We start from the raw sequence: 25584 nt of genomic DNA on the forward strand, positions 1-25584 counted from the left end.
AAATGGCGGCTGCTGCCAGACTGCTCACTCTGCACCGAAGATCGCTGCGGTAGCCGAGGCAAATCAATTTCCGTCACCTTCCCGTATCGTGTGATCGCGGTCCTGAACCGCACCTACCCGCGCATGAAAGAGGAGCTTGTGGCCCGCCGTCCCACCCCGCCCGGCACCCCCGAAACCACCGGACTCGGCCATGTGGTCGATCTTGTCCGCTCCGCCATCCCGCCGCTGCACCCGGCCGGCCTGCCGTTCGTGGCAGCGCCGCTGGCAGTCGCCGTGCTGGGCGTCCGGCGCAAGTGGGTGCGCCGCACGGGACTGCTCGCGGCCGCGGCCACCGCCACCTTCTTCCGGCACCCGCACCGGGTGCCGCCGAATCGTCCCGGTGTGGTGGTCGCGCCCGCCGATGGTGAAGTCGCACTGGTCGATTCGGCCGTGCCGCCCGTCGAGCTGAATATGGGCGATCAGCCGCTGCCGCGCGTGAGCATCTTCCTGTCGGTACTGGATGTGCACGTACAGCGGATGCCGATCTCCGGCAGCGTGGAGAACATCGTCTACAAGAAGGGCGAATTCCTTTCCGCGGATCTGCCCGAGGCCAGCGACGCCAATGAGCGCAACAGCATGGTGCTGCTCACCGAGAGCGGACAGCGGCTGGTGGTCGTGCAGATCGCCGGGCTGCTCGCGCGGCGCATCGTGTGCGAGCCGAAGGTGGGCGACAAGCTCAGCATCGGCGAGACCTACGGTCTGATCCGTTTCGGCTCCCGCGTGGACACCTACTTCCCGGCCGGTACCAAGCTGCTGGTCGTCCCCGGGCAGCGGACCATCGGCGCGGAAACGGTGCTGGCCGAACTGGATTCATGATGGAGCAACTCGCGCCCGCACCGTCGCTGCATCGGTCGGCCCGCAACCGCACCGTGCGACTGCTGCCGAGCATGGTCACCATTCTCGGACTGTGCTCCGGGCTCTCGGCGGTCAAATTCGCCATGCAGGGCGAACTCGCGATCGCCCTGGCCCTGGTCGGCGCCGCCGCGATTTTCGACATGCTGGACGGTCGCATCGCCCGCATGCTGGATGCCACCAGCCGGATGGGCGCGGAACTCGATTCGCTCTCCGACGCCATCGCCTTCGGCGTCGCGCCCGCCCTGGTGCTATACGTGACGTTCCTGCACGCCAATAGCGTGGGCTGGATCGTCGCGCTCATGTTCGCGGTCTGCATGGTGCTGCGGCTGGCTCGCTTCAATACGCTCCTGGACGACGACAGCCGCCCCGATTGGCAGCGTGAGTACTTCACCGGTGTGCCCGCGCCCGCGGGCGCGCTCATCGTGCTGCTGCCCATCGCACTGTCCGAGCAGTTCCACGACGGCTGGTGGGTCAGCTTCACGGCCGTCGCGATCTGGACCGTACTGACCGGCCTGCTGTGTGTGAGCACGCTGCCGACGCTGGCCATCAAGTCGGTATCGGTCGCGCCCCGCACCGCACCGCTGTTCCTGGTGCTGGTCGCGCTCGCGGCCGCGCTGCTGGTCACCTACCCGCTCATCCTGATGATGGCGCTGGTGGTGCTGTACCTCGGGCACATTCCGTTCGCCGTGCATTCGGCGCGCTGGGTCGCGGCCCGTCCGGAGACCTGGGATCACAAGCCCGCCGAGCGCCGCGCCCAGCGGCGTGCACAGCGGCGCCGGCCGATTCGGGTGCCGATTCGCGGCGTATCCACGGCCCGGTTGCGCCTGCGCCGACCGGGTGGCCGACTGTAATAGCGGCATTGTCACGGGCGGTTCGCGCACAATGGGTGGCGTGCCCGAACTCGCGCTGACCGCACGACTGAACATCTCGGCCGCCGATGCCCGGAGGGGGTTGGTGCGGCTGCATCCGGAAGCGCTGGCAGCGCTGGGGCTGCGGGAGTGGGATGGGATTTCGCTGATCGGGGCACGGCGGACCGCCGCCGTGGTGGCCGTCGCTCCCGCCGGAACACCGGCGGGGGTGGTGCTGCTCGACGATGTGACGCTCTCGAATGCCGGGGTGCGCGAGGATGCCACCGTGGTCGTCTCGCCGGTGACGGTCTATGGGGCGAAACAGATTTCGGTGACGGGGTCGGCACTGGCCACCAGTTCGATTCCGGAGACCACACTGCGGCAGGCACTGCTGGGCAAAGTGGTCACGGTGGGAGACGCCGTCTCGCTGCTGCCCCGGGATCTGGGGCCGGGGACCAGTAGTTCGGCTGTGCCCCAGGCGCTTTCGCAGACCTTCCGGATCGCCTGGACCTCCGAACTGCTGACGGTGACGGCCACCGATCCCGCACCCGGGCCGGTGAGTGTGCAACCCAATAGCGCGGTGGTGTGGGGGCCGGGTGTGGCGGCGACCGATCGGCCGCGGTCACTGCTGGGCGACAGCTCGGCCCAGGCCCCCGACCGCCCCGATCGACCGGTGATGCCGCCGCGCACCCAGTCGCAGGCGCCGGTGTCGGCCGTCGCGCTGGCCGATCTCGCGGGCGTGCAGGCACAGTCGGCCAAGCTGACCGAATGGCTGAATCTGGCACTCGATGAGCCGGAACTACTGAAAACCCTTGGCGCGTCCTCCCAATTGGGCGTGCTGATCACCGGACCCGCCGGAGTCGGCAAGACCACGCTGGCCAGGGCGGTGGCCGGATCGCGGCGGTTGGTGGAGCTGGACGGGCCCTCGGTCGGCGCCACCGAGAGCGGCACCCGGCTGCGCGAGGTGGGCATGGTGGTGTCCGATATCTGTTCCGGCGCGGGCGGGGTCCTGCTCATTACCGATATCGATGCCCTGCTGCCCGCGGTGGCCGAGCCGGTAGCGACGCTGATTCTCGATCAACTCCGGGCGGCCGTGGCCAGCCCGGCGGTGGCGCTGCTGGCGACCACGGCGCATCCGGCCGAGATCGACGCCCGGCTGCGCGGCCCGGAACTGTGCGATCGCGAGGTGACGCTGCCGCTGCCGACCGCGGCGGTGCGCGTGGCGCTGCTGGAGCAATTGCTGCGCACCGCGCCGACCGAGGGTCTGAAGCTGGACGAAATCGCTTCCCGCACACCCGGATTTGTCGCCTCGGATCTGGCGGCGCTGGTGCGCGAGGCGGCGCTGCGGGCGGCGTCCCGGGCCAGCCGGGAACATTCGGAACCGATGTTGCGCCAGCAGGATCTGGCGGGTGCGCTGGAGGTGATCCGCCCGCTGTCCCGTTCCGGGACGGAGGAATTGGCCATCGGCAGCCTGAGCCTCGACGATGTCGGCGACATGATCGAGACCAAGCAGGCGCTCACCGAGGCGGTGCTGTGGCCGCTGCGGCATCCGGATTCGTTCGCCCGGCTCGGCATCGATCCGCCGCGCGGCGTGCTGCTGTACGGCCCGCCCGGCTGCGGTAAGACCTTCCTGGTGCGCGCCCTGGCCAGCACGGGGCAGCTGAGCGTGCACACGGTGAAGGGCGCCGAGCTCATGGACAAGTGGGTGGGTTCGTCCGAGCGGGCGGTGCGCGAATTGTTCCAGCGCGCACGCGATTCCGCGCCCTCGCTGATCTTCCTGGACGAGGTGGACGCGCTGGCTCCGCGCCGCGGCCAGAGCGGTGACTCGGGTGTGGCCGATCGGGTGGTGGCGGCCCTGCTGACCGAATTGGACGGGGTGGAGCCGCTGCGCGATGTGGTGGTGGTCGGCGCGACCAACCGCCCGGAGCTCATCGATCCCGCGCTGACCCGGCCGGGCCGTCTGGAGCGCCTCGTTTTCGTCCCGCCGCCGGATGCCGCCGCCCGCACCGAGATCCTGCGCACGGCCGCCAAATCCGTGCCGCTGGCGAAGGAGGTCGATCTGCGCAGGCTGGCCAAGGATCTGGACGGCTATTCGGCCGCCGATTGCGCGGCGCTGCTGCGGGAGTCGGCGCTGGCGGCCATGCGCCGCGATATGGAGGCCGCCGATGTGACCGCGGCGGATGTGGCCGCCGCGCGCGCGGTGGTCCGGCCGTCGCTGGACCACAATCAGGTGGAGTCGCTGCGGAAGTTCTCCGAGCAGCGGGCGGGAACAGGCCGAGTCGGTACCGCAGAGGGCTATGTCTGAGTGGTAATGGGCGATAGCTGATTCGAAGCCAGTTGTCCAGCAAATGACATAACTTAGGCGAGTCGAACTGGTCGGTCCGCCCTGCCACGGTATTTTCACCCAGGTGAGGCCGTATCAGGTAGCGACCGAGACAATCACGGCACTGGTCGCGACGACGGTTGCCGGACTTTCACTAGCCATGCCGATCGATTTCGGCTGGACGTCCAACACCTCAGCACTGCACATGGATCTGATGGCCTATACGCTGCCGCGCGCCGTCGGCGCCGGCGCGCTGGTGGCCATGATCGTCGCGGTATTGATCACCACGCTCGGCAGCACCGTCATCGCCTGGGCCACCGCGCTCGGCGGTCTGCTCGCGCTGACGGTGAACCATATCTTCGGCCACACCACCGAACCCACGAGCGCGCTCACCACCTTGAATTTCATCGATTCGCTGGCGGGCGGCGTGGTGCTCGGCGCCTTGGGCGCGGCCGTCCTGCATCATCGGCTCCCCGCCTACGGCTGGACACTCGGTGTGCTGATCAGCGTGCTGCTGGGCTCGGTAAGCCCGATGCCGCATCTGGGCGGCCTGCTGAACGAGGGCCTGTCGAGTTCGGCGACCTCGTCGTGGGATGCCATGGATATGCCGCCGCTGTGGATGCTGGTGGTGGCGCTGGTGCTGGTGGCCATCGGCACCCTGGCCAATCGCAATCGCAAGCCCGCCGAGCGACCCTCCATCGAGCTGCCCATGACCCCGATCCTCGCGGGCGTGGTGCTGGTCGGGGTGACCGTGGCCAGTGCGGAATGGCTGGCCCGCAATGGCGACAGCTTCGCCGGGATCGGTATGGCGGTGGTGACGACGGTGGCGACCGCGCTCATCGCGGCCATGCTGCTGCCCGGCCGGGACGGTGAACTGGTGCTGGTCATGGTGGGCCTGAGCGCGGTGGGTTCCGCCGCGCTGGCGGCCCAGCTCCCGGCCTGGTCCATACCGCTTTCGGTGGCCGTGATGTCGGTGGGCATGTGGTACGGCACCCGGCGCGGTGCGCCCATGGTCTGCCTGCTGCTGGTGCTGGTGCTGGGCTTGTTCACGGCGCTCACCGCGAATACCGATCGGGCGATCTGGACCGTCGGCGGTACGACCGCGCTGGTGTGGCTGGCCGGCTACGCGCTGACCTCGGCGACACCCCGGTATGTGCCGAACCGGGTGCTGGCCACCGTGGTCATCTTCATTCCGTCCGCGGTGCTGGGCCTGCGCGACTATGCGGCACGCGGCCACTACGCCATGCAGGAATCGAGCCGATCGATCGTGTGCACGGTGGTGCCGGAGGATGTGTCCGCGCCCGCCTGGACCGCGAGTCTCATTGTCATCGGCTGCATTGTCGGTCTGTACGTGCTGCGCTACAACCGGCCGCCCTCCGGCCCGGCGGATGCGGAGATGGCCGAATCCCCCACTCTCACACCGGCGGACGAGTGATTCAGGCGGTGGCGGCAGCCTCGACGGGCAGCGGCTGCGGCGCGGTCGCGAACCAGGTGCGGTAGAACGCCGTCACATAGCCCGCGAGCAGTCCGAGGATCATGATCCCGGCGGGCACCGGATGTTCGGCGATGTCCACCGACAGGTAGCGGTAGCCCAGCAGCAGTGCGGCCACGAGAGTTGCGCCGCCCGCGACCAATTGGATGCGCGCGGCGTCCCAGCCGCGTTCGGGGGCGCGCAGCGCCGATTCGATGGTCAGGCACAGCACCGCGCCCGCCACCAGATCCGCGCCGTAGTGATAGCCGAAACCGAGTGTGGCCGAGAGCGTCGCGATGAGCCACAGCGTGCCGCCCCAGCGCAGCCAGCTCGGCGCGAGCGCACCGGTGCTCGCATCGCGGCGGGAGTGGATGAAGATCGACAGCGCCCACGCGGTGTGCAGCGACGGCATGCAATTGCGCGGGGTGTAGTGGTCGAAGGGAATGGCGCCGGGCGAGAGGTCCAGTGGCGGCACGATATTCGGCCAGTAGTTGCCCAGCGAGAAGGCGTGCCCGTCGGCGCCGTACGCGAACATGGGCCCGACCACGGGGAACATGACGTAGACGAGCGGGCCGATGAGCCCGACCACCAGGAAGGTGCGCACCAGGTAGTGGCCGGGCCACACCCCGGTCTTCACCACATCGCGCAGCTGCCACAGCGTCACGATCATGGCCCCGACGGGTAGTTCGATGTACACCCAGTGCAGGGCGAAAGAGGCTGCCGGCCCGAGGAAATCGATGATCTGACCCATTACCCAGGAGGGATTGCCGAGGGCGCGGTCGACCAGCGCGATGTGCTGATCCAGCACCTTGGGCCCGGCGAGCACGGTAACGCCCAGCCAGACCTCGGCCACCTTGCTGGAGAGGGTGAGCAGAATGCCGAGCGCCGCGGCGTGCAGTGCGTTCTTGCGTTCGGTGCCCTGCCAGTGGAAGGCGGCCAGCAGGACCAGAGCGGTGAGCACGATGACCGGGCCGTTGCCCAGTGCCAGTGGTCCGCCGCGCAGGCTGCGCACGATCTGATAGCCGAGATCGATGCCCGCCGCGGCTCCCACGGCGAGGAAGCGCCGTCGCCAGGACAGTCCGATGAGGGCGAGTCCGAGTCCGGCCCACGGTACCGATACCGATTTCGGGGTGCCGGTGTAGTCGTCCCAGAGACTTTCGAGGGGACCGCCGAAGTGATTGTGTGCCGCGAAGATCTGCAGTCCGATGAGCAGCACGGGGACGGCGGTCAGCAACGCCGTGATCTGGACGCGCCGCGACAGCATCCACGTCAAGTTCCGGCGTGCCCCACCCACCACTTCGGAACGCGGACCGTCGAGCAACACCCAGCCATAGTAAACGTCGTGTGAACGCCACCCCCCGGATGAGCTGAACGCAACCCCCGCTGTCGGATGAACAGCCCCCGGTCGTGGCAATGTCGTTCCAGGCCAGGACACCTGGAGGCCATCTGGAAGTAACCGAATTCACACTCGTGGACACCGAACGTCCGGTCCGGACACCCGTGCACCCAGGGCGCAGGCCCCCGTCATCCCGGCATGCTTTCGGCCGGGATCCGCACCTACTGCGCGAGCTCCTTGACGAGCGAATCCACCACGGCCACAAAATCGCCCTGTGCGGCGGCGGCCGCGCGGCGCTGTCGCTGATAGGACGCCCCGCGCTTGGGGATATCGGCGACCATGGCCAGCTCGGTCTCACAGCCGAGGCTCTTGGCGGTCGGTTCGAGGCGGTTGAGCAGATCCGTCAGATCATCGGTCACCAGGCGCTCATTGCTGGCGGCGTCGGTGATGATGATGGCGTCGAGCCCGTAGCGGGCGGCCCGCCACTTGTTCTCCTGCACATGCCACGGCGGAATGGTCGGCAGCGTCTCACCGGATTCGACGCGGCGGTCCAGATCGACGATGAGGCAGTGGATGAGCGCCACGATCGCTGATAGCTCGGCCCGGCTCGGGGTCCCGTCGCAGACGCGGACCTCGATGGTGCCCCATTTGGGGGCGGGCCGGATATCCCAGTGCATGCCGCCGATCTGTTCGAACACACCGGTTTTCATCTGGTCGTGTGCGAAACCCTCGAACTGCGCCCAGTTTTCGAATTGGAAGGGCAGTCCGGCGGTGGGCAGCTGCTGGAACATGAGCGCCCGGTTGCTGGCGTAGCCGGTGTCGACGCCCGCCCACATGGGCGACGAGGCGGACAGCGCCAGCAGGTGCGGGTACGACAGCAGCAGGCTGTTGATGATCGGGAAGACCTTCTCGGGGTGCGAGACGCCGACGTGCACGTGCACGCCCCAGATCAGCATCTGGCGTCCCCACCACTGGGTGCGCTCGATGAGTTCGTCGTAATGCTCACTGCGCGTGAGCTGTTGGGCATCCCACTGCGCGAAGGGGTGGGTGCCCGCGCAGAACAGGTCGACGCCCAGCGGGTCCGCCACGCGGCGCACCGTATCCATGGTCGCGTGCAGCTCGTCCACCGCTTCGCCGACGGTGTCGTGCTTACCGGTGACGAGTTCTACGGTGTTGCGCAGCAGTTCCTTGGTGATCTGCGGATGCCCGTCCCAGGCGCGCAGATCACCGCATGCCTCGAAAACCGCTGCGGCCGTGTTGGAAAGGTCGCGCGTCTGTTTGTCGACGAGCGCGACCTCCCACTCCACGCCGAGCGTGGGCCGAGGCGAACTGTTGAAGTGGACCTTCGAAATGCCTGCCCCGGCCATGGCTCACCTATTGGGTTATGCGATGACGCCGCAAGCGACCCGGGCACCCGCGTCGCCGGTCGCCATCGTTTCGGCGTCCGGTCCGGCGGCGCCCCCGGCCTGCGTGTATCGACTGGGGATATTGCCGAAGTTGTCCGCACCCGCGTGGATCATCAGGGCCTTGCCCTTGAGTTCGTCCAGCGTGACTGCGTCGGTAGTGGTGACGAGCTTGGCGGTGCCGTCCTGCTTGACCTCGAGCGACGTCAGATCGCCGCTCGCCGGGTGCACATTCTGGTCACCGGCCTGGAAGTGGCCACCGGCGGAGAGGAAATCGCCGGCCGGGCCGCCGGTGGGTGCGACGGAGTTCGCTTCGCACTTACCGAACTGGTGGACGTGCAGGCCGTGGAAGCCGGGCTTGAGGCCGTGGGCCTCGACGCTGACCTCCAGATGGTTGCCCACCACGCCGAACGTGGCGGTGCCGACCGTCTGGCCGTTCGAATCCTTCAGCGTGGCGCTGACGGAATCGGTGGGCGGGTTGGTGAGGCCACCACCCTGCGCGGTGCCGGCCGGCGCCGCGGAACTGGTGAACACCGGCGGCGTCGTTCCCTTGACGTCGCTCGATTCCTGGCTGTTGGAGCAGCCGGCGAGGCCGAAGACCGCGACCGCGAGCACCGGGGTCACTGTCCGCCAGGACGGGCGACGAGTTGACGAGGCCATCGGGGAACTCCTTTACGAGTCCGAGTTTACGAAAAGCTGGGTGGACATGATTACTACTCGGACAAGATGATGCCAGAGCCGTGACCCACTCCCCCGCAGGGGCTGGCCGGGTGTTCAGATGGGGCTCGGACGAGGCCGGGAAGCGGATCAGTTGCCGGTGACGATGATGATGATTCCGGGCGGGCTGTCCATAATTCCGGCGAAGCGCGGTTCGGCGGTGATGCCGAGCTGGTTGGCGATCGCCAGGGCGGCCGCCTTCTCCCCCGCCGAACTGCCGTAGTAGACGGTCGTTTTGGGGATGACGCCGGTGCCGTAGTTGCCGGTCTCGGTAATGTTCCAGCCGTCGGCGGAGAGCTCGTTCGCGGTTTTCGCGGCGAGACCGGAGACCATGCTGTTGTTCAAAACCCTTACGGGAAGGGTCTTGTCGACGGCGCCCGCTGCCGGGGTGGTGGTCGGCGGCGGGGTCGTGGTGACCGGCGCGGTGGTACTGCCCGATGGCGCGGTGGTTGCCGGAGGCGGCGAAACCTGCTGCGCCACAGTGGTGGTGGCCGCGGCGGACTGCGCTGCGGAGGTGGTGGCGGCGCTCGAGGCGGCCCCCGCGTCCGAGGAGTCCGAACTCGACAGCGACATCGCACCGAGCCCGGCGAACACGATGGCAAGCGCGATCAGCACCATGGCCAGGGCGCGCAGCGGCGGACCACCGGACGGCGTATTCGGAGTGCTCACGTCGCAGAGCCTAATCTCTGATCGGTCTGCGGGCGGTTCACACCTGGAATCCCAGACGGCGTGCGGCCCTGGTCTTCTGACGACTGGCCCGCAACCGGCGCAGTCGTTTCACCAGCATGGGGTCGGCGGCCAGCGCCTCGGGCTTGTCGACGACCGCGTTCAGCACCTGGTAGTAGCGGGTGGGCGAGAGGTCGAACAGTTCCCGGATGGCTTCTTCTTTCGCACCGGCGTACTTCCACCATTTGCGTTCGAAATCGAGGATGTCGATTTCCCGCCGTGAGAGGCCGTGCGCGCCATCCTCATCGGGTGTCGCGGCACCGGCGGCGATGTTCTCGCTCACGGAAGGATCGTCCCCGCTTGCGGAAAATCGTGCCGCTGCGCTGTCCATAGTGCTCCCTCGCCGAGTGGTCACCAGACGAATATGGTGCTTGTACGTCGCCGCTCATTCAACCACGCGGCACTGACTTCGCGGCGCGTACCGTTCGGCGTGTTTTAGTGATCTACGCCCGGCGTGTCGCTCTGGCAACAGGTCCCGGATGGACCTCCGGAACCACCCAGTAGGCTGCTCAGCATGGCTATTCTCCCGATCGTCATCGTCGGCGACCCGGTTCTGCACAACCCGACCGAGAAGGTCACGCAGACACCCGAGGAACTTGCCGAGCTGATCGCGGACATGTACGAAACCCTCGACGCCGCCCGCGGTGTGGGCCTGGCCGCCAATCAGGTCGGTGTGCCGCTTCGACTGTTCGTCTACGACTGCCCCGACGAGGGCCCCGACGGCAAGATGGTCCGCCGGCGCGGCGCGGTGATCAACCCGGTATTGGAAACCTCCGCGATTCCGGAGACGATGCCCGATCCCGATGACGACGAAGAGGGTTGTCTCTCGGTTCCGGGCGAGCAGTGGCCCACCGGTCGCGCCGAATGGGCGAAGGTCACCGGCACCGATGAGCACGGCGATCCGGTCGAACTGGAGGGTGAGGATTTCTTCGCCCGCATGCTGCAGCACGAGGTGGGTCACCTCGACGGCTTCCTGTATGTGGATGTGCTCGTGGGCCGCAATGCGCGCGGCGCCAAGAAGGCCATCAAGCGGAACGGCTGGGGCACGCCGGGTTTGAGCTGGGTGCCGGGTACCGTGCCGGATCCGTTCGGGCATGACGACTGATCACCCCCCGGCCGGCGTGCCCGGAGCCGACGGCGGCCTGCCGCCCCTCGGACGCCGGATGGTGGTGCGCTATCGCCTGCCCGAGGGCTATCCGCAGCCGCTCACCGATGTGATCGGCGAACTCGTCGCGATCGACCCCCTGACCGTGCGCACCGCCGACGGCCAGGTGCTGTCGATCGCCGCGGATCGGGTGGTCGCATGGAAAGAGCTGGGCGCCAGGCCGATTCGGACCAGTGAGATCCGCGCCCTGGAGGCGGCGGCGGCCGACGGCTGGCCGGGCCTGCAGCGCGCCTGGATCGACGGCTGGCTGCTGCGCGCCGGGGAGGGCTACACCGGGCGCGCGAATTCCGCTGTGCCGCTGGGCGGTTCGGATGGTCCGGCGCGGTTCGACGCGGAGACCATGCACCGGATCGGCGAGTGGTACACCGCGCACGGGCTGCCGCTGCAGCTGCTGCTGCCGGATCGGCTCACCGCGATTCCGCAGGGCTGGCGGACCTGGAACGAAACCATGGTGCTGGCAATCGATCTCGAGACCTTCGTGCTGCCGCCGGGTGTCCCCATGCTGCGCATCGCCGCCGAACCGGACGGCGCGTGGCTGTCCATGTACCGGCATCGCGGTGGTGATACCGAGATCGGCAGGACCCCGGTGGTGGAGGTGCTGACCGCGGTGCGCGACGGTGAATTGGGTTTCGCCACAGTGGGCCTGCCCGCGCCGCTGGCCATCGGCCGGGCCGCGGTCACCACCGCGCCGGACGGCCGCCGCTGGGTGGGGTTGACCTGCGTCACGGTGGCGGACGAGCATCGCAGGCACGGTCTGGGTTCACTGGTGTGCGCGGAATTGCTCCGCTGGGGTCACGCCCGCGGCGCGACGCACGCGTACGTCCAGGTCGAGGCCGGCAATGCCGGAGCGATGGCGCTGTACCGGGAGCTGGGTTTCGTCGAGCACCACTGGTACCGCTACGTGGCGCCCTGACCGCCGGAAGATTTTTGCAGTAGTCGAAAAACCCTATCTCCGAAAGGCTTTGCCGTGCGGCTCGCAACCTGGAATGTGAATTCGATTCGCTCCCGGCAGGATCGGGTGCTGGCCTGGCTGGACCGCTCGGATATCGATGTGCTGGCCATGCAGGAAACCAAGTGCAAGGACGAGCAGTTCCCCTTCGAAGCCTTCGAGGCCGCGGGGTACGAGGTCGCGCACGTGGGCTACAACCAGTGGAACGGTGTGGCCATCGCCTCGCGCATCGGCCTGGAGAATGTGGAGATCGGCTTCCCGGAGCAGCCCGGTTTCGACAAGGACGCCGGTGAATCGCTGCTGAGCACCCCGGTGGTGGAGGCCCGCGCGATCGGCGCGACCTGCGGCGGCGTGCGAGTGTGGAGCCTGTACGTCCCCAACGGCCGAGCGCTGGACGATCCGCACTACACCTACAAGCTGGAATGGCTTGCGGCCCTGCGTAATGCGGGCACGCAGTGGTTGACGGAGGATCCACACGCACAGATCGCACTGGTGGGTGACTGGAATATCGCGCCGACCGATGCGGATGTCTGGTCACCGGAATTCTTCGAGGGCAAGACGCACACCTCCGAGAAGGAGCGCGCCGCTTTCGAGGCGATGACCGAGGCGGGCTTCACCGACGCCATGCGCCCGTTCCACCCCGGTCCCGGCGTCTACACCTACTGGGACTACACCCAGCTGCGCTTCCCCCGCAAGGAGGGGATGCGCATCGACTTCATCCTCAACTCCCCCGACCTCGCGGCCCGTGTCACCGATACGAACGTGGACCGCGAGGAGCGAAAGGGCAAGGGCGCCAGCGATCATGCGCCCGTAGTCACCGAACTGGCCGACTAGTAGTTACCCCAAGCCATTCAGATCACAGGGTGTTCCGCTGGCCGAACGAAGCACGCAGACCAGACCGAAGACGCCCAACCCCCCTACCAGCACGCCGCCGGCGAGGAGGTCGGTCAGGCCGCTGCCGGTGCCGAGGCTGACGGATACGTTGTCCGCCCGGGGTGCGGCATTGGGCGCATCGGCGAGGGCAGCGCCCGCGCCGACGGTGAGTGCGGTGGTCAATGCCATGCCGACGGTGAATGCCCGGAGGGTCTGCCTCATGATGGTGGATCTCTTTTCGTCTGGAGCGATGGAACGGACGTGTCTGAGGTGAAACGGCTTGCCGATGGGGGGGAGACCTATCCGCAGTAGAAGCCGCAACCCGGCTGGGCGGACAGCGGAACCAGCAGCTGGCTGGAACCACCGGTCAAAGCAGAGGAGCCCGAGCTCGAGCCCGTGGTGGGATTGATGGTGGCGGATCCGGTGTCAGTGGGCGCGTCGACGAGCGAAATCGCGGACGCCACACCGGATCCAGCAATGAGTCCGGCGGCGGCCACGGCCACCGCGCTGCCCATGATCGAATATGTTCTACGCATGGCGCGAACCGTAGTGGACTGACGGTATTTCACATCAGCGTTTCACCGGCTCCCACCGCCCCCTATTGCTGGGGCTTGTGAGTCCCGTTACGCCGGGCGGGTTTTGATGGCGTCGCGGGAGATGAAGACGTCGTAGCTGCCGCCGGTGGCGATCACGGCATTGCCGTAGGCGGAGCGGACGAACGGCTTGGTGTACCAGGACTGGTCCCGCATATCGGAGAAGAAGTCGCCGTCGCCGCCGTTGAGGAAGATCTGGTTCTGCTTGGTGGCGACGCCGTCGAGACGCTGGCCGAACAGGCGGGTCACCTTGTAACCGGAGTGGAAGCCGAGCGCGTTGACCCACGGTTCCAGTTCGACGATATCGGCCTGCAGCACCCACATATCGCCCTCGACTTGGTATTTCAGGTGCTGCTCGTCGTGGTCCTTGTCCCCGTACAGGGTCAGGTCGACGTTCATCATGTGCTGCTGCCCGGCCACGGGCGAGGTCACGATGTGCGCGGCCTTCACTTCACCGGTGAGCCCGAGGAACGTTTGCAACAGCGTGGTGATCCAAAGGATCACCACCGCAACGAAGATCAGCGAGACAGCGCCCGTGCCGCGTCCGACGAGGACCTTGAATCCCACTTTGCGAGACTTGAGCAGCGCGGTCACCAGTAGCGCGATCGCCGCGATCACGAGCGCGGCCAGCAAGAACTGCAGCCAGCCGAAAGATACCGGGAAAACCATGCGGTAGTTGTACCCGCTGAGCGTGAAGCAACACAGCAGGTCACATACAGAATGCGCGTGTCACCCGGCGAGTCCCCAAACCCGGTGCCTCAAAACACAATCCGGCCCCGCCCAAGACCGCCGAGACCCCCAGCACTTCGGCCCAGCCGTTGTCAGGAGGAAAGGGGACCCGACCACCCTCACCCAAACCCGCCCGCGCCCTTTCGCCGCGGACCCGACCACCCCCTCACCCAATCCGGCCCCCGCACCTTGGGTGCGGGGGCCGGGAGATCTCAGCGAGCTTCCTAGAAAGCCGCTTCGTCGAGCTTCATGATGTCGTTGTCGAGGTTCTCCACGACACTGCGCACACCGGTGATGAGCGGCAGCTTGTTCTTCGCGAACCAGGAGGCGACGGCGATCTTGCCGGTGTAGAAGTGCTTGTCCTTCTCGGCGGCATTGCCGTCCAGCGCGGCCTGCGCGATGGCGGCGCTCTCCAGCAGTCGCCAGGAGATCACGAGATCGCCTACGGCGTACAGGAATCGGACCGAGCCGAGGCCGACCTTGTACAGCTCCTCCGGGTTCGTCTGCGCGGCCATGAGGTAGCCGGTGAGCGTGGCGGCGATGCCCTGCACATCGGTGAGGGCGGTGCCGAGCAGTGCGCGCTCGGCCTTGAGCTGGTCCGGTCCGCCGTCGACGAACTTCTGGATGAGCCCGGCGACGTGCGCCAGCGCCACACCCTTGTCGCGAATGATCTTGCGGAAGAAGAAGTCCTGCGCCTGGATGGCGGTGGTGCCCTCGTACAGCGAGTCGATCTTGCAGTCGCGAATGTACTGCTCGATCGGGTAGTCCTGCAGGTACCCGGAGCCGCCGAGGGTCTGCAGCGATTCGGTGAGCGATTCGTAGGCGCGGTCGGAACCGCAACCCTTCACCAGCGGCAGCAGCAGATCGTTGACGCGGGCGGCGAGGTCGGCGTCGACGCCCCAGTTGGCGGCGGCGACATCATCGTTCTGGTACGAGGAGCAGTACATGTAGAGCGCCCGCAGGCCCTCCGCGTACGCCTTCTGCGTCGCGAGGCTGCGGCGCACATCGGGGTGATGGGTGATGGTGACGCGCGGCGCCGCCTTATCCGTCATCTGGGTCAGGTCGGCGCCCTGCACACGCTGTTTGGCGTACTCGAGGGCGTTCAGGTAACCGGTCGAGAGCGCGCCGGTGGCCTTGGTGCCCACCATCATTCGCGCATTCTCGATGACCTTGAACATCTGCGCGATGCCGTTGTGCACATCGCCGACCAGGTAACCGACGGCCGGAGTATCGCCGCCGAAGGTGATCTCACAGGTGGGCGAGGACTTGATGCCCATCTTGTGCTCGAGACCGGTGACCAGCGCGCCGTTCTTGGCGCCGATCGTCATGGTCTCGCGGTCGAACAGGAAGCGCGGCACGATGAACAGCGACAGGCCCTTGGTGCCCGGTCCGGCGCCCTCGGGGCGGGCCAGCACCAGGTGGAAGATGTTGTCGGCGGTATCGCCCACATCGCCGCCGGAGATGAAGCGCTTCACACCGTCGATGTGCCAGGTGCCGTCGGACTGCTGCACGGCCTTGGTGCGGCCCATGCCGACATCGGAGCCGGCGTCCGGCTCGGTGAGCACCATGGTGCCGCCCCAGCGGTTCTCCCAGGCGTGCGCGGCCCAGCGCTTCTGCTCGTCATTACCCTCGTCGAAGATGACCTTGTGCATGAGCGGGCCCATATTGAAGAAGCTGGCCGAATTGTTCGCGGCCACAATCATTTCCTGAATGCCCCAGATGAGGGCGTTCGGCGCGGCCACACCGCCCATCTCCTCGGGCAGGCCGAGCCCGGAGTACCCGGCGTCATTGACCGCGGCGACGGTCTTGCGCAGCAGGTCCGGCACGATGATCGTGTTGTTCGGGGCATCGAATTCGATGGGGGTGCGGTCGCCCTCGACAAAGGATTCGGCGATCGGCCCTTCGGCCAGGCGCACCACCTCGGTGAGCATGTCACGGGCGGTCTCGCTGTCGAGATCGCCGTAGGCGCCCTGATCGAGCAGCGCCCCGATTCCCAGTACTTCGAACAAGTTGAACTCGATGTCACGCAGGTTCGCCTTGTAGTGGGACACGGACGGGCCTCCTCAGCCTTAGGTCTTGATGATCAAGAGGAGGTTGCCGTAGTCTCGTCCGGTTACGCAACCGTAGGCGGACGTGGGCCAGGTCACGATAGGGGATAGATCGGGCAGCGCACCCCCGAATCCCGCTGGTTGGAACACCGCGGCCGCACAGGCCGTACCGATCGCCCCGGTACATGTCACTCCGACGCCCCAGCACGCATCACCCCCCGTCGCAGCGCATCGCCCCCTCGTCGCGGCGCATCGCCCTCTCATCGCAGCGCATCACCCCGTCATCCCGGCGCGTTCTTGCCGGGATCTACCTTCGAACAGTGTGGATCCCGGCCAAAAGCATGCCGGGATGACGGGGTGGGCTAGCTGGATGACGGGGCTGGGCCGGCTATGCGCCTTTGGCAGCGCGGCCGTAAAGCTCCTTCGCCTGCGACGGCGTCACCGTGACCGGGTTCTGCGGGGTGCCCGCGCGCAGGTGCTCGCGGAGCAGCCGGCCCGTCATCGGCCCGATGAAGTTCGCTGCGACCGCATGCTCGAGCCGGTCGTTGCTGAGCACCTTCATGGCCGCTCGCACGGCCTTCGGATAGGCAGCGTCGACCATGCCCGGCTGATCGAATCCGCCTGTGCGGCGCATCCATTCGGGCAGGGTGGCAATGGCGGCGGGGGCCACCAGGCGGCTGCCGGCCCACAGTTTCATACCGCGATCGCGCGGGGTGAACAGCAGGTAGTGCATGCCCTCGTGGGCGCGCTCGGAGGAGCTGAGCTTGGGCCGCATCTCGGCGAAGTAGTCGCGGACCTCGGCGCGGGAGGTCGGCACCTCGGACGGCTTGCAGGTCTGCAGTTCGGCGGCGATGACGCATTCCGCCCAGTACTGCCGCTCCTCCTCCGGGCTCAGCGGTCCGGGACCGTACATCTCGTAGCACTTGAGCACCGAATGCCAGCCGGTGACGTGGATCCACAGCTGCGAGTCGGGATTGTTTGCGCTGTAACGCTTTCCGCTGATCGGCTCGATGCCGGTCGCCTTGGCGTGCACCTGCATGAGATGTTCGGACGCCTCGATCGCCATGCGACTGTCGGCGACGGCGGCGATCAGGAAGTACGCGAAGGTGTGGTCGAGCCGCCCGCGCGGATCGCTGTAGATGCCACCGACATCGGCGACGGCCGCGGTGAGCGCGGGATCGAAGTGCTCGAGCACCACCGAGCGCTGGAATCCGATGAGCGCGGTGGGCGCGGTCCACACCTTCCAGGTGGGCGAATCCGGCCCGAAGAACCCGTAATCGACCTCACGGATGGTGCGAGCAGGGGCGTCGAATTGTGGACGCGCAGTCGCTGCCTTCACTCCCCCGCCTCCCCGGAAACTCGGCGGACGGCCGAGAGCCGTCGACGTTGAGCCCCCGTGCCGGCGGTTGGGCGCCGCACCGATTTTGGACGTACCCCGGGAGTTACCCCGACCCTCACGAAATCAGTTGTCCCGTCTCGCACTACGTGTGAATGCACAATTTCTCCTTCACGAATGGAACCGTCACCCGCCGCTGCGGGACGGGCGCCGACAACATCAGGGGTTCATTTCATACTGCCCGGCAAGCGCCCTGACCTGGCGCAATACCACCTCGAAGCGGACCGGGTCGGCGACCGGGCGGCGTACCAGATCGAGTGCGCGGGCCTGCTGCGCCTTGGTCGCGGAGGGCTTGGCGCTCAGGGCGACCGCGTGCTTGGAGAAGTCGCGGACGAAGATGTCGAAGAGCTGATCGAGCACATCGACATCGGCGTTCGCGATGTCGGCCTGCTCCAGGATGAGCTGGGCGTAGGGCACCATCGTGAACAGTTCGCCGAGCCCGAACAGGAAGTCGACATCCGCCTGCTGCTCGCGGGTGGGGGTGGCGGCGGCCAGCAGTGTCTGCAGGCCGAGCGCCTGCTCCAGGAACACCGCGACATTCGGGATGTGCGTGAACTTCTCGAAGACCGGCTTCCAGTCGGCGAAGCGAATCCGGCCGAGGCCGCTGCTCGGGCCCTGCCGCCACAGGAAGTCGTCGTCGGCCGCGTCGCGCCGGGTGGGCACGGGAGCGTAAGTGGCACCGGCCAATTCGCTGCGCAACTTGGGCACCAGGCCACCGGCACGCGGGGCGACCCGGCGACTCGACCAGCTCAGCGCCTCGGAGACCGCGCGCACCGCACCGGCCGGGCTCGCGGCGGGCAGATAGCGCAGCGCGGCCAGCGCGGCGTCGGCCGGGTGGAACATGTAGTTGGGCATGAACTTCAGCGACAGCGCCATATTCACGTGCACGGTGCCCTCGAGGCGCGGCAGGCCGAACATGCCGACCATGGCCATCGGGAAGTACATATCGTTCTCGAAGCCGCGGGCCGCGATCACATCCGCGAGATCCTCGTAGATCTTCTGCCCGGTGCGGGTCACCGACATCTTCTCGATGGCGCTGACCAGCAGGTAGCGACGATCCTTCTCATTGGCCGAGCGCATGTAGTCGATGGCGCGCTCGCTGTAGAGCTTCATGCCGACCAGTCGCGCGAAGCTGTCCGCCAGCAGGGATTTCACCTGCGGGAACTCGGTCACCTTGTGCCCGAACAGGATTCGGTTCTCGGCATGCGTGACGGCCTCGTACATGGCGTGCTCACACGCGCCGACCGCACCGAAGCCGAGGTTGAACTTGCCGACATTGACGGTGTTCATGGCGGCGTCGAAGGCCTCGCGGCCGGTGTGCAGAATGTCGGCCTCGCCGACCGGGTACTTGTCGAGTTCGAATGCGGCGACGTACATCTGGGAGTCGACGACGTTCTTCTGCAGCTTGTAATTCTTGTGCCGGGAGTCGGCGGCGAAGAAGAGGTAGCCGGAGTACTCCTCATCGGTCATCTTCCGCTGGAAGTCGGCGGAATCGATGATCGGCTTATCGGACCGGCGACCGAACACAGACACCATGGCGGCCTGATTGCCATTGCCGATGTAGTACTTGCCGCCGGTCGCGGTGAAGCCGCCGCCGCGGGTCTTCGGCTCGAGGATCATGTCGGTGGAGTACACGTCCGCGCCGTGCGCCTGCTCGGACAGCCCGAAGGCGAAAATCTCACCGGAGTCCAGTGCGGCCGCGGCGCGCGCCTTGGCCTCGGCATTGGCGCTCTGCCAGATCGGCCCGAGGCCGAGGATGGTGACCTGCCAGACGTACCAGTACTGCATGCCGTAGAAGCCGAGGATCTTGCTCATCATGGCGATGCGCGCGGTGTCCCAGCGCTTGTTCGGATCGCCGGCGGCCTCGGCCGCGGGGGTCAGGAAGGTGGCGAAAACGCGCTCGCTCTTGATGAAGTCGAGGAATTCCGAATACCAGACCCGATCGCGGCTGTCGGCCAGCAGGCGCACCTTGCCGAGGCTCTCGAACCAGTTGACGGTGGCGCGCAGCAGGCGCCGGGTCTCCGCATCGAATTCGGCGAACTCGTGCGTCTTCGGGTTGAACAGGGTCTCGGTCATGTCGTCTTCCTCAGGCCGGGGCGTCGGTCGCGGGCACGTTTCCTTCGCGAATGTAGCATTTTTATTCACTCACGCAGGAAACGATCGTGCAATCCCCGTGGAGCATGAAGTTCACATACCGGGCCACCCGGTGCACACCGGCCGCGACCAGCCGTTCCCCCGCCCGCCCACGCTGCTATGGTCGGTGCTCATGGGCACCGAATCGGCTGTACGACCACGCCAGCGCGCGCGGCATCTCGGGCCCGAACGCCGCCGCCCGCAGGTGCTCGACACCGCCCTGAAGATTGCCGCCGACGACGGCATCGCCGCGGTGACCATTGCCGCCGTCGCCGATCGCATGAAGGTGACCCGCCCGGTCGTGTACGCCTGCTTCGCCGATCGGGTGGAGCTCATCGAGGCCCTGCTGCGGCGTGAAGAAGACCTCATGCTCACCGGTGTGCTGGCAGCGCTGCCTCGCCGCCGGGTCGAGGCCGACGAGGCCGTCTTCGTGGAGGGCTTCCGCGCCCTGCTGCAGACCGCCACCGCCCGCCCCGACGGCTGGCGACTGCTGTACGGCAATCCCGATCCGGCCGTGGCCAGTTCCTTCGGGCGGGCCCGGGAGCTGGCCGTGGAACGCTGCACCCGTCGCCTGCGCCCGACCCTGCGCGCCTGGGGCACCGTCGACGCCGAGCACAAACTGGCCGCGCTGGTGGAATTGTGGGTGTCGGCAGGTGAGGGCGCGGTGCGCACGCTGCTTCATGAACCCGGCGACTGGACCTCGGACACGCTGGGCGAATTCGTCGGCGCGGCCGTATATCGCGCCCTGCGGCACGCCTGAGCCGGCACTGCGGCACGCCTGAACAACACTGCGCCTGAGCAATTCTGCGGCCGCGTCGGCAATCCGGTGGCTACGATGGACAAGGGACCATCAGTCAGTGGGAGACCGCGATGACGTTCTATCGACAGGTGGGGGCGGTGCCGCCGAAGCGGCACACCCAGCATCGTGATGAGCAGGGCAGGCTCTACTACGAGGAGCTGATGGGCGAAGAGGGTTTCTCCGGCGACTCCTCCCTGCTCTATCACCGCGGATTGCCGCCCGCCATTGTGGATTCGACGGTGTGGGCACTCCCGGATCAGCGCACCTCTCCGAATCATCCACTGCGGCACCGGCATTTGAAATTGCACGAGCTGTTCCCCGAGGGCAGGCCCGCGGAGACCGATATGGTCACCGGCCGGCGATTGCTGCTCGGCAATGCCGATGTCCGCCTCTCCTATGTGGCCGCGCTGCGGGAATCACCGCTGTACCGCAATGCCATCGGCGATGAGCTGGTCTACATCGAATCCGGCAGCGGCACCGTGGAGACGGTGTTCGGCGTGCTGCGGGTGCACCAGGGCCATCAGGTGCTGCTCCCCCGCGCGACCACGCACCGCTGGCTACCGGAGGGCCCGGAACCCTTGCGCGCCTACATTATCGAGGGCACCGGTCACATCACGCCGCCCAAGCGCTACCTCTCCAAATACGGTCAGCTGCTGGAGCACTCCCCCTATTGCGAGCGCGATCTGCACGGGCCGGCCGAGCCGTTCGAGGTGCCGGGGACGGACGTGGAGGTGCTGGTCAAACACCGGCCCGCCGGTGAAATCGTCGGCACCCGACTGGTTTACGCCGCGCACCCGTTCGACGTCGTGGGCTGGGACGGCTGCCTGTACCCGTTCGCCTTCGATATCGCCGACTTCGAACCCCTCACCGGCCGCGTGCATCAGCCGCCGCCGTCACATCAGGCGTTCGAGGGCAATAACTTCGTGGTCTGCAATTTCGTGCCGCGCAAGGTGGACTACCACCCGCTCTCGATTCCGGTGCCGTACTACCACTCCAATGTGGACTCCGACGAGATCATGTTCTACTGCGGCGGAAACTACGAGGCGCGCAAGGGTTCCGGCATCAGCCAGGGCTCGGTCTCGGTGCATCCGGGCGGATACGCGCACGGGCCGCAGCCCGGTGCGTACGAGCGCAGTATCGGCATCGAATTCTTCGATGAGCTGGCGGTGATGGTCGATACCTTCCATCCGCTGCAACTCGGTGAGGCCGCACGGGCCTGCGAGGATCCCGGTTATGCCTGGACCTGGTCCGGTCGCGGACCCTCCCAGTGGATTTGAGTCGAGCACCGATGACAAGGGGTGGGTATGAATAGTCGTGTGCGGATCGAGGTCCCCGCGGACTCCGGATTCGGCCCCGCGCATCTGCCGTACTGCGTGTTCCGCCCGCTGGGCGAACAGCCGCGGGTGGGTGCGCGACTGGGCGACAGCGTCATCGATCTGGCCGTGGCGCTGGATGATCCGATGTTCGCGCAGCCCAGCCTGAATGCCTTCATGACCCAGGGCCCGCAGTGCTGGCGCGAGGTGCGACAGCTGATCCAGACGGCGGCCGAGCACGAATTCCCCGCCGCGGCAGTACATTCGGTGCAGTCGATCCAGCTGGATCTGCCCGTGCGGATCGCCGACTACGTCGATTTCTACGCCAGCATCGACCATGCCACCGCCATGGGCCGCATGCTGCGCCCCGATGGTGAACCGCTGCTGCCGAATTGGCGGCATCTACCGGTGGGCTATCACGGCCGGGCGGGCACGGTTGTGGTGTCGGGCACCGAACTCACCAGGCCGCAGGGTCAGCGCCGGACAGATTCCGGCACACCGGATTTCGGGCCGACCCGCCGCCTGGATATCGAGGCCGAACTGGGCTTTCTGGTGGGCGCGGGTTCGGATCTGGGCACTCCGATCCAGACCGGCGACTTCGCCGAGCACGTTTTCGGCGTGGCCCTGGTGAACGACTGGTCGGCCCGCGATATCCAGGCCTGGGAGGGACAGCCGCTCGGCCCGTTCCTCGGCAAGTCCTTCGCAACCACGCTCTCGGCCTGGGTGACACCCCTGGAGGCCTTGGTGGCGGCCCGGATTCCGCTTCCCGAGCAGGATCCGGAACCACTGCCCTATCTGCGGGACAGCGCGCCCTGGGGCCTGGATATCGAGCTGGCGGTGCAGTGGAACGGGCAGCAGGTCAGCACTCCCCCGTTCCGGCGCATGTACTGGTCTCCGGCGCAGCTGCTGGCCCATATGACGGCCAACGGCGCGTCCACCCGCACCGGCGATCTGTTCGCCTCCGGCACCATCTCCGGTCCGGAGCGGCAGGAGCGCGGTTCCTTCATGGAATTGAGCTGGGGCGGCACCGAGCCGATCGAGCTGGACGGGGTGCAGCGCACTTTCCTGGAGGACGGCGACGAGGTGGTGGTCACCGCGACCGCACCGGCGTCGGGCGGCGGCCGGTTGACGCTCGGTGAGGTGCGGGGCCGCATCGCCAAGCAGTAGGGCCACATCGCTGAGTAATAGCTGATCGATATGTCCATGACCATGGTCACTGTCGATCGCTAGGAGGAACTCAGGAACGCTACCGTTCCGAAGTCGAATGACTTCGGAGGGTGTGCGTCAATGCTGACCAATCTTGCCCGGTTCGCCATGACGCGCCCGCGCGCCGTCCTGGTGGCCGCACTGTTGCTGATGATCATTTGCGGTGGCTTCGGCGCCACCGCGAAATCGCATATGGTCGGCGGCGGCTATCTCACCCCCGAGCTGGAGTCGGTGCAGGCCAACGATTTCATCGACAAACACTTCCCGGGCGGCAATCCCAATCTGATCGTCATGGTCAGCACCGATGCCGGAGTCAACAGTCCCGCGGCACGCGAGGAAGCGCAGAGCGTCACCGATCGGCTCACCCAAGATCCGAATGTGACCGGGGTGCAGTCGTATTGGACCAATCTGACGACCCGTCCGGATCTGGCCACCGCACTGCGCAGCAAGGACAGTCACCGCGGCCTGATCATGGCCACCATCCTGGGCACCGATAACGAGGTGCAGAACCGGGCCGTCGCGCTCAGCGCGGATATCAATGGTGACCGCGATGGCGTGCAGGTGCGGGTGGGCGGTATGGCCGGCAGCTTCGCCGATATCAACCACCAGGTGGAGAAGGATTTGATCCTGGCCGAATCCATTGCCGTGCCGGTCTCCGGACTGCTGCTGGTGCTGGTGTTCGGCAGTGTGGTCGCGGCGGCGCTGCCACTCATGGTGGGCTTCTTCGCCATTGCGGCGACCCTCGGCATTCTGCGGCTGATGACCGTGTTCATGGACGTGTCCATCTTCGCGCTGAATATGACCAGTGCGCTCGGGCTGGCCCTGGCCATCGATTACAGCCTCTTCATCGTCAGCAGATATCGCGAGGAACTCGGCAACGGCCTCGACAACCGGGCCGCCATTCTGCGGGCGGTGCAGACGGCCGGGCGGACCGTGGTGTTCTCAGGTCTGACGGTGGCACTGGCTCTCGCCGCGCTGGCGGTGTTCCCGCAGCCGTTCTTCAAATCCTTCGCCTACGCCGGTGTCGCGGTCGTGGCCGCCGCGGTGGGTGCGGCGGTGCTGTTGCTACCCGCAGCGCTGATCCTGCTCGGCGACCGCGTGAACGCCTGGGATCTGCGAAAGCCGCTGCGGCGCCTGCTGGGTCGCGGTGAGCGGACGGTGGTGCGCGCCGAGGACAGCGGCTGGTACCGGCTAGTGTCCGGCGTCATGAAGCGCCCGATCCCCGTCGCCGTGGCCGTCACCGGCATTCTGCTGCTGCTCGGAACCCCTTTCCTGTCAGCGCATTTCGGCACCCCCGATGATCGAATGATCGGCACCTTCGCCTCCAGCCGTCAGGTCGGTGATGCGGTGCGCGGAGACTTCAACGCGAATATGGCTTCCAGCGCGGTGGTCGTACTGCCCGGATTCCACGGCTCACCCACCGAGATCCGGGACTACGCAACGGCATTGGCGAAGGTGCCCGGCGTGCCCGCGGTGCTGTCCAGCGACGGTGTGTACGCCGACGACGGGACCGGTGTGCGCAAGGTGGCGGCGGGGATTTCGCAGATGGCCGGGCCGGATGGGGCCTATCTGTCCATCGGCACCAGGGAATCGCCCTTCACCGAGGCAGGCAAGACGCAGCTGGAAGCATTGCGCGCGGTACCCGCGCCCGGTCCGGTGCTGTTCGGTGGTGCGGCGGCGCTGAACAAGGACACCATGGACTCGGTCATCTCACGACTTCCGCTGGCAGGGGCGGCAATCGCCGTGATCACCCTCATCCTGCTGTTCCTGTTCACCGGCAGTGTGGTGCTGCCAGTGAAGGCGCTGCTGCTGAACGTGCTGTCCCTGACGGCCACCTTCGGCGCCATGATCTGGATCTTCCAGGACGGTCACCTGGCAGGTGTCCTCGGCTTCACCCCCACCGGCAGCGTCGACATGTTCATGCCGATCCTCATGTTCTGCCTGGCCTTCGGCATGTCCATGGACTACGAGGTCTTCCTCCTCTCCCGCATCCGCGAAGAATGGCTGGCCTCCGACCGCACCCCCGAAGCCAACACCCGATCGGTAGCCCTGGGCGTAGCCCGAACCGGCAAAATCTTCACCGCCGCAGCAGGCCTGATGGCAGTAGTCCTCCTGGCAGTAGCCACCTCCGAAGTAACCGCCATGAAACTCTTCGGCATAGGCCTGGCCCTGGCAGTAATAGCCGACGCCACAGTAATCCGAGCCCTCCTGGCCCCCGCCCTGATGCGCCTGATGAGCACCACCAACTGGTGGTCCCCCAAACCCCTAGCCGCCCTACACAAACGAATCGGCCTCGAAGAAGCCCCCACCGAACACCCCGCCCCCAATCCAGTACAAGAACCCGCCCTGACAAAGTAATTACCAGCCACCACCTAAGCCCTCGAACCAAAAGCTCCTCGTGTTTTGGTCTCGAGAACGGCACCACAGCCGGTCGACCCGGCTGGTACCGCAGGTAGTACTCCCAACTGCGGAAGGTAGGCCGGGTACGGCTCCCCACGTGCCCAGCACGGCCATCTCGGGCTTTGCCCGCACCCTCCTGCTGATCAGCACTGTCCGGGAGGCAAGCAACCCAGGTGCACCGACGGCTTCGGTATAGAAGCCGTCGGTGCACCAGGGGTGGGTTGGTGCAGAGGCGGGGGGGGGGTTGTGGGTGAGGGCAGGG

22 protein-coding genes are annotated in these 25584 nt (G+C 66.9%); 11 read left to right on the forward strand and 11 right to left on the reverse strand.

Features of this window, described 5'->3' with window-relative positions; all coding sequences use genetic code 11:
* Positions 1-138: 138 nt before the first annotated feature.
* The 4 genes from ABZX86_RS39565 (at position 139) to ABZX86_RS39580 (ending at position 5500) form a co-directional block, all read left to right on the forward strand.
* Positions 139-855: a phosphatidylserine decarboxylase gene (locus tag ABZX86_RS39565; protein WP_355131537.1), complete on the forward strand. Its 717-nt coding sequence runs from the start codon at positions 139-141 to the stop codon at positions 853-855.
* Positions 852-1745 carry a CDP-diacylglycerol--serine O-phosphatidyltransferase gene (gene pssA, locus ABZX86_RS39570; protein ID WP_327142585.1) on the forward strand — a complete coding sequence of 298 codons (894 nt, stop codon included), beginning with the start codon at positions 852-854 and terminating at the stop codon, positions 1743-1745. The genes ABZX86_RS39565 and pssA overlap by 4 nt, the downstream gene beginning before the upstream one ends.
* 31 nt (positions 1746-1776) lie before the next feature.
* Positions 1777-4047 carry an AAA family ATPase gene (locus tag ABZX86_RS39575; protein ID WP_355131498.1) on the forward strand — a complete coding sequence of 757 codons (2271 nt, stop codon included), beginning with the start codon at positions 1777-1779 and terminating at the stop codon, positions 4045-4047.
* Positions 4048-4150: 103 nt separating this feature from the next.
* Entirely contained in the window at positions 4151-5500 is a 1350-nt protein-coding gene (locus ABZX86_RS39580; RefSeq protein ID WP_355131500.1) for a hypothetical protein, read from the forward strand.
* Position 5501: 1 nt separating this feature from the next.
* Here ABZX86_RS39580 and ABZX86_RS39585 read toward each other — a convergent pair whose 3' ends face one another.
* The 5 genes from ABZX86_RS39585 to ABZX86_RS39605 form a co-directional block, all read right to left on the reverse strand.
* Positions 5502-6860, reverse strand: a complete 1359-nt coding sequence (locus tag ABZX86_RS39585) for a DUF5933 domain-containing protein (protein ID WP_355131502.1) — start codon at positions 6858-6860, stop codon at positions 5502-5504.
* Between the two features lie 233 nt (positions 6861-7093).
* Positions 7094-8239: a glutamate--cysteine ligase gene (locus ABZX86_RS39590; RefSeq protein ID WP_355131504.1), complete on the reverse strand. Its 1146-nt coding sequence runs from the start codon at positions 8237-8239 to the stop codon at positions 7094-7096.
* Positions 8240-8254: 15 nt separating this feature from the next.
* The gene (locus ABZX86_RS39595; RefSeq protein WP_327142590.1) at positions 8255-8935 is read right to left on the reverse strand and encodes a superoxide dismutase family protein; all 681 of its coding nucleotides are present in this window, start codon (positions 8933-8935) and stop codon (positions 8255-8257) included.
* Between the two features lie 147 nt (positions 8936-9082).
* On the reverse strand, positions 9083-9661 hold the full coding sequence (locus ABZX86_RS39600) for a LytR C-terminal domain-containing protein (protein WP_355131507.1): 579 nt from the start codon (positions 9659-9661) through the stop codon (positions 9083-9085).
* 37 nt (positions 9662-9698) lie between these two features.
* Complete coding sequence (locus ABZX86_RS39605; RefSeq protein WP_297626259.1) at positions 9699-10049, reverse strand: DUF3263 domain-containing protein; 351 nt, start codon at positions 10047-10049, stop codon at positions 9699-9701.
* Between the two features lie 183 nt (positions 10050-10232).
* Between ABZX86_RS39605 and ABZX86_RS39610 the strand changes: the two genes are divergently transcribed.
* From ABZX86_RS39610 to ABZX86_RS39620, 3 genes are read left to right on the forward strand one after another with little or no spacing between them, the layout of a single operon-like run.
* A complete protein-coding gene (locus ABZX86_RS39610) occupies positions 10233-10823 on the forward strand; it encodes a peptide deformylase (RefSeq protein WP_355131509.1) in 591 nt (196 codons plus the stop codon).
* The gene (locus tag ABZX86_RS39615; protein WP_355131511.1) at positions 10813-11796 is read left to right on the forward strand and encodes a GNAT family N-acetyltransferase; all 984 of its coding nucleotides are present in this window, start codon (positions 10813-10815) and stop codon (positions 11794-11796) included. Before ABZX86_RS39610 ends, ABZX86_RS39615 begins: the two co-directional genes overlap by 11 nt.
* 54 nt (positions 11797-11850) lie before the next feature.
* A complete protein-coding gene (locus ABZX86_RS39620) occupies positions 11851-12666 on the forward strand; it encodes an exodeoxyribonuclease III (protein ID WP_355131513.1) in 816 nt (271 codons plus the stop codon).
* A 3-nt stretch (positions 12667-12669) separates the two neighbouring features.
* Here the strand turns inward: ABZX86_RS39620 and ABZX86_RS39625 are convergent, their stop codons facing one another.
* The 6 genes from ABZX86_RS39625 to ABZX86_RS39650 all read right to left on the reverse strand — a co-directional run bounded on the left by ABZX86_RS39625 (position 12670) and on the right by ABZX86_RS39650 (position 19547).
* Entirely contained in the window at positions 12670-12927 is a 258-nt protein-coding gene (locus ABZX86_RS39625; protein WP_355131515.1) for a hypothetical protein, read from the reverse strand.
* A gap of 77 nt (positions 12928-13004) precedes the next feature.
* On the reverse strand, positions 13005-13241 hold the full coding sequence (locus ABZX86_RS39630) for a hypothetical protein (protein WP_355131517.1): 237 nt from the start codon (positions 13239-13241) through the stop codon (positions 13005-13007).
* Between the two features lie 87 nt (positions 13242-13328).
* Positions 13329-13967 (reverse strand): hypothetical protein, encoded by a 639-nt coding sequence (locus ABZX86_RS39635; protein ID WP_355131519.1) that lies wholly within the window; start codon positions 13965-13967, stop codon positions 13329-13331.
* Positions 13968-14251: 284 nt separating this feature from the next.
* Positions 14252-16078, reverse strand: a complete 1827-nt coding sequence (locus ABZX86_RS39640; RefSeq protein WP_355131521.1) for an acyl-CoA dehydrogenase — start codon at positions 16076-16078, stop codon at positions 14252-14254.
* 385 nt (positions 16079-16463) lie between these two features.
* Positions 16464-17414: an oxygenase MpaB family protein gene (locus ABZX86_RS39645; protein WP_355131523.1), complete on the reverse strand. Its 951-nt coding sequence runs from the start codon at positions 17412-17414 to the stop codon at positions 16464-16466.
* 216 nt (positions 17415-17630) lie between these two features.
* On the reverse strand, positions 17631-19547 hold the full coding sequence (locus tag ABZX86_RS39650) for an acyl-CoA dehydrogenase family protein (protein ID WP_355131525.1): 1917 nt from the start codon (positions 19545-19547) through the stop codon (positions 17631-17633).
* A 190-nt stretch (positions 19548-19737) separates the two neighbouring features.
* Here ABZX86_RS39650 and ABZX86_RS39655 point away from each other — a divergent pair, with 190 nt between their 5' ends.
* From ABZX86_RS39655 to ABZX86_RS39670, 4 genes are all read left to right on the forward strand, one after another.
* Positions 19738-20364, forward strand: a complete 627-nt coding sequence (locus ABZX86_RS39655) for a TetR family transcriptional regulator (protein WP_355131527.1) — start codon at positions 19738-19740, stop codon at positions 20362-20364.
* Positions 20365-20474: 110 nt separating this feature from the next.
* Complete coding sequence (locus ABZX86_RS39660; protein WP_355131529.1) at positions 20475-21680, forward strand: homogentisate 1,2-dioxygenase; 1206 nt, start codon at positions 20475-20477, stop codon at positions 21678-21680.
* A gap of 27 nt (positions 21681-21707) precedes the next feature.
* Complete coding sequence (gene fahA / locus ABZX86_RS39665) at positions 21708-22883, forward strand: fumarylacetoacetase (protein WP_355131531.1); 1176 nt, start codon at positions 21708-21710, stop codon at positions 22881-22883.
* A gap of 120 nt (positions 22884-23003) precedes the next feature.
* Positions 23004-25280 (forward strand): MMPL family transporter, encoded by a 2277-nt coding sequence (locus ABZX86_RS39670; RefSeq protein ID WP_355131533.1) that lies wholly within the window; start codon positions 23004-23006, stop codon positions 25278-25280.
* Positions 25281-25584: the final 304 nt, after the last annotated feature.

Origin of the sequence: Nocardia sp. NPDC006630 (genome assembly GCF_040611495.1) — a bacterium.
Taxonomy (GTDB): Bacteria; Actinomycetota; Actinomycetes; order Mycobacteriales; family Mycobacteriaceae; genus Nocardia.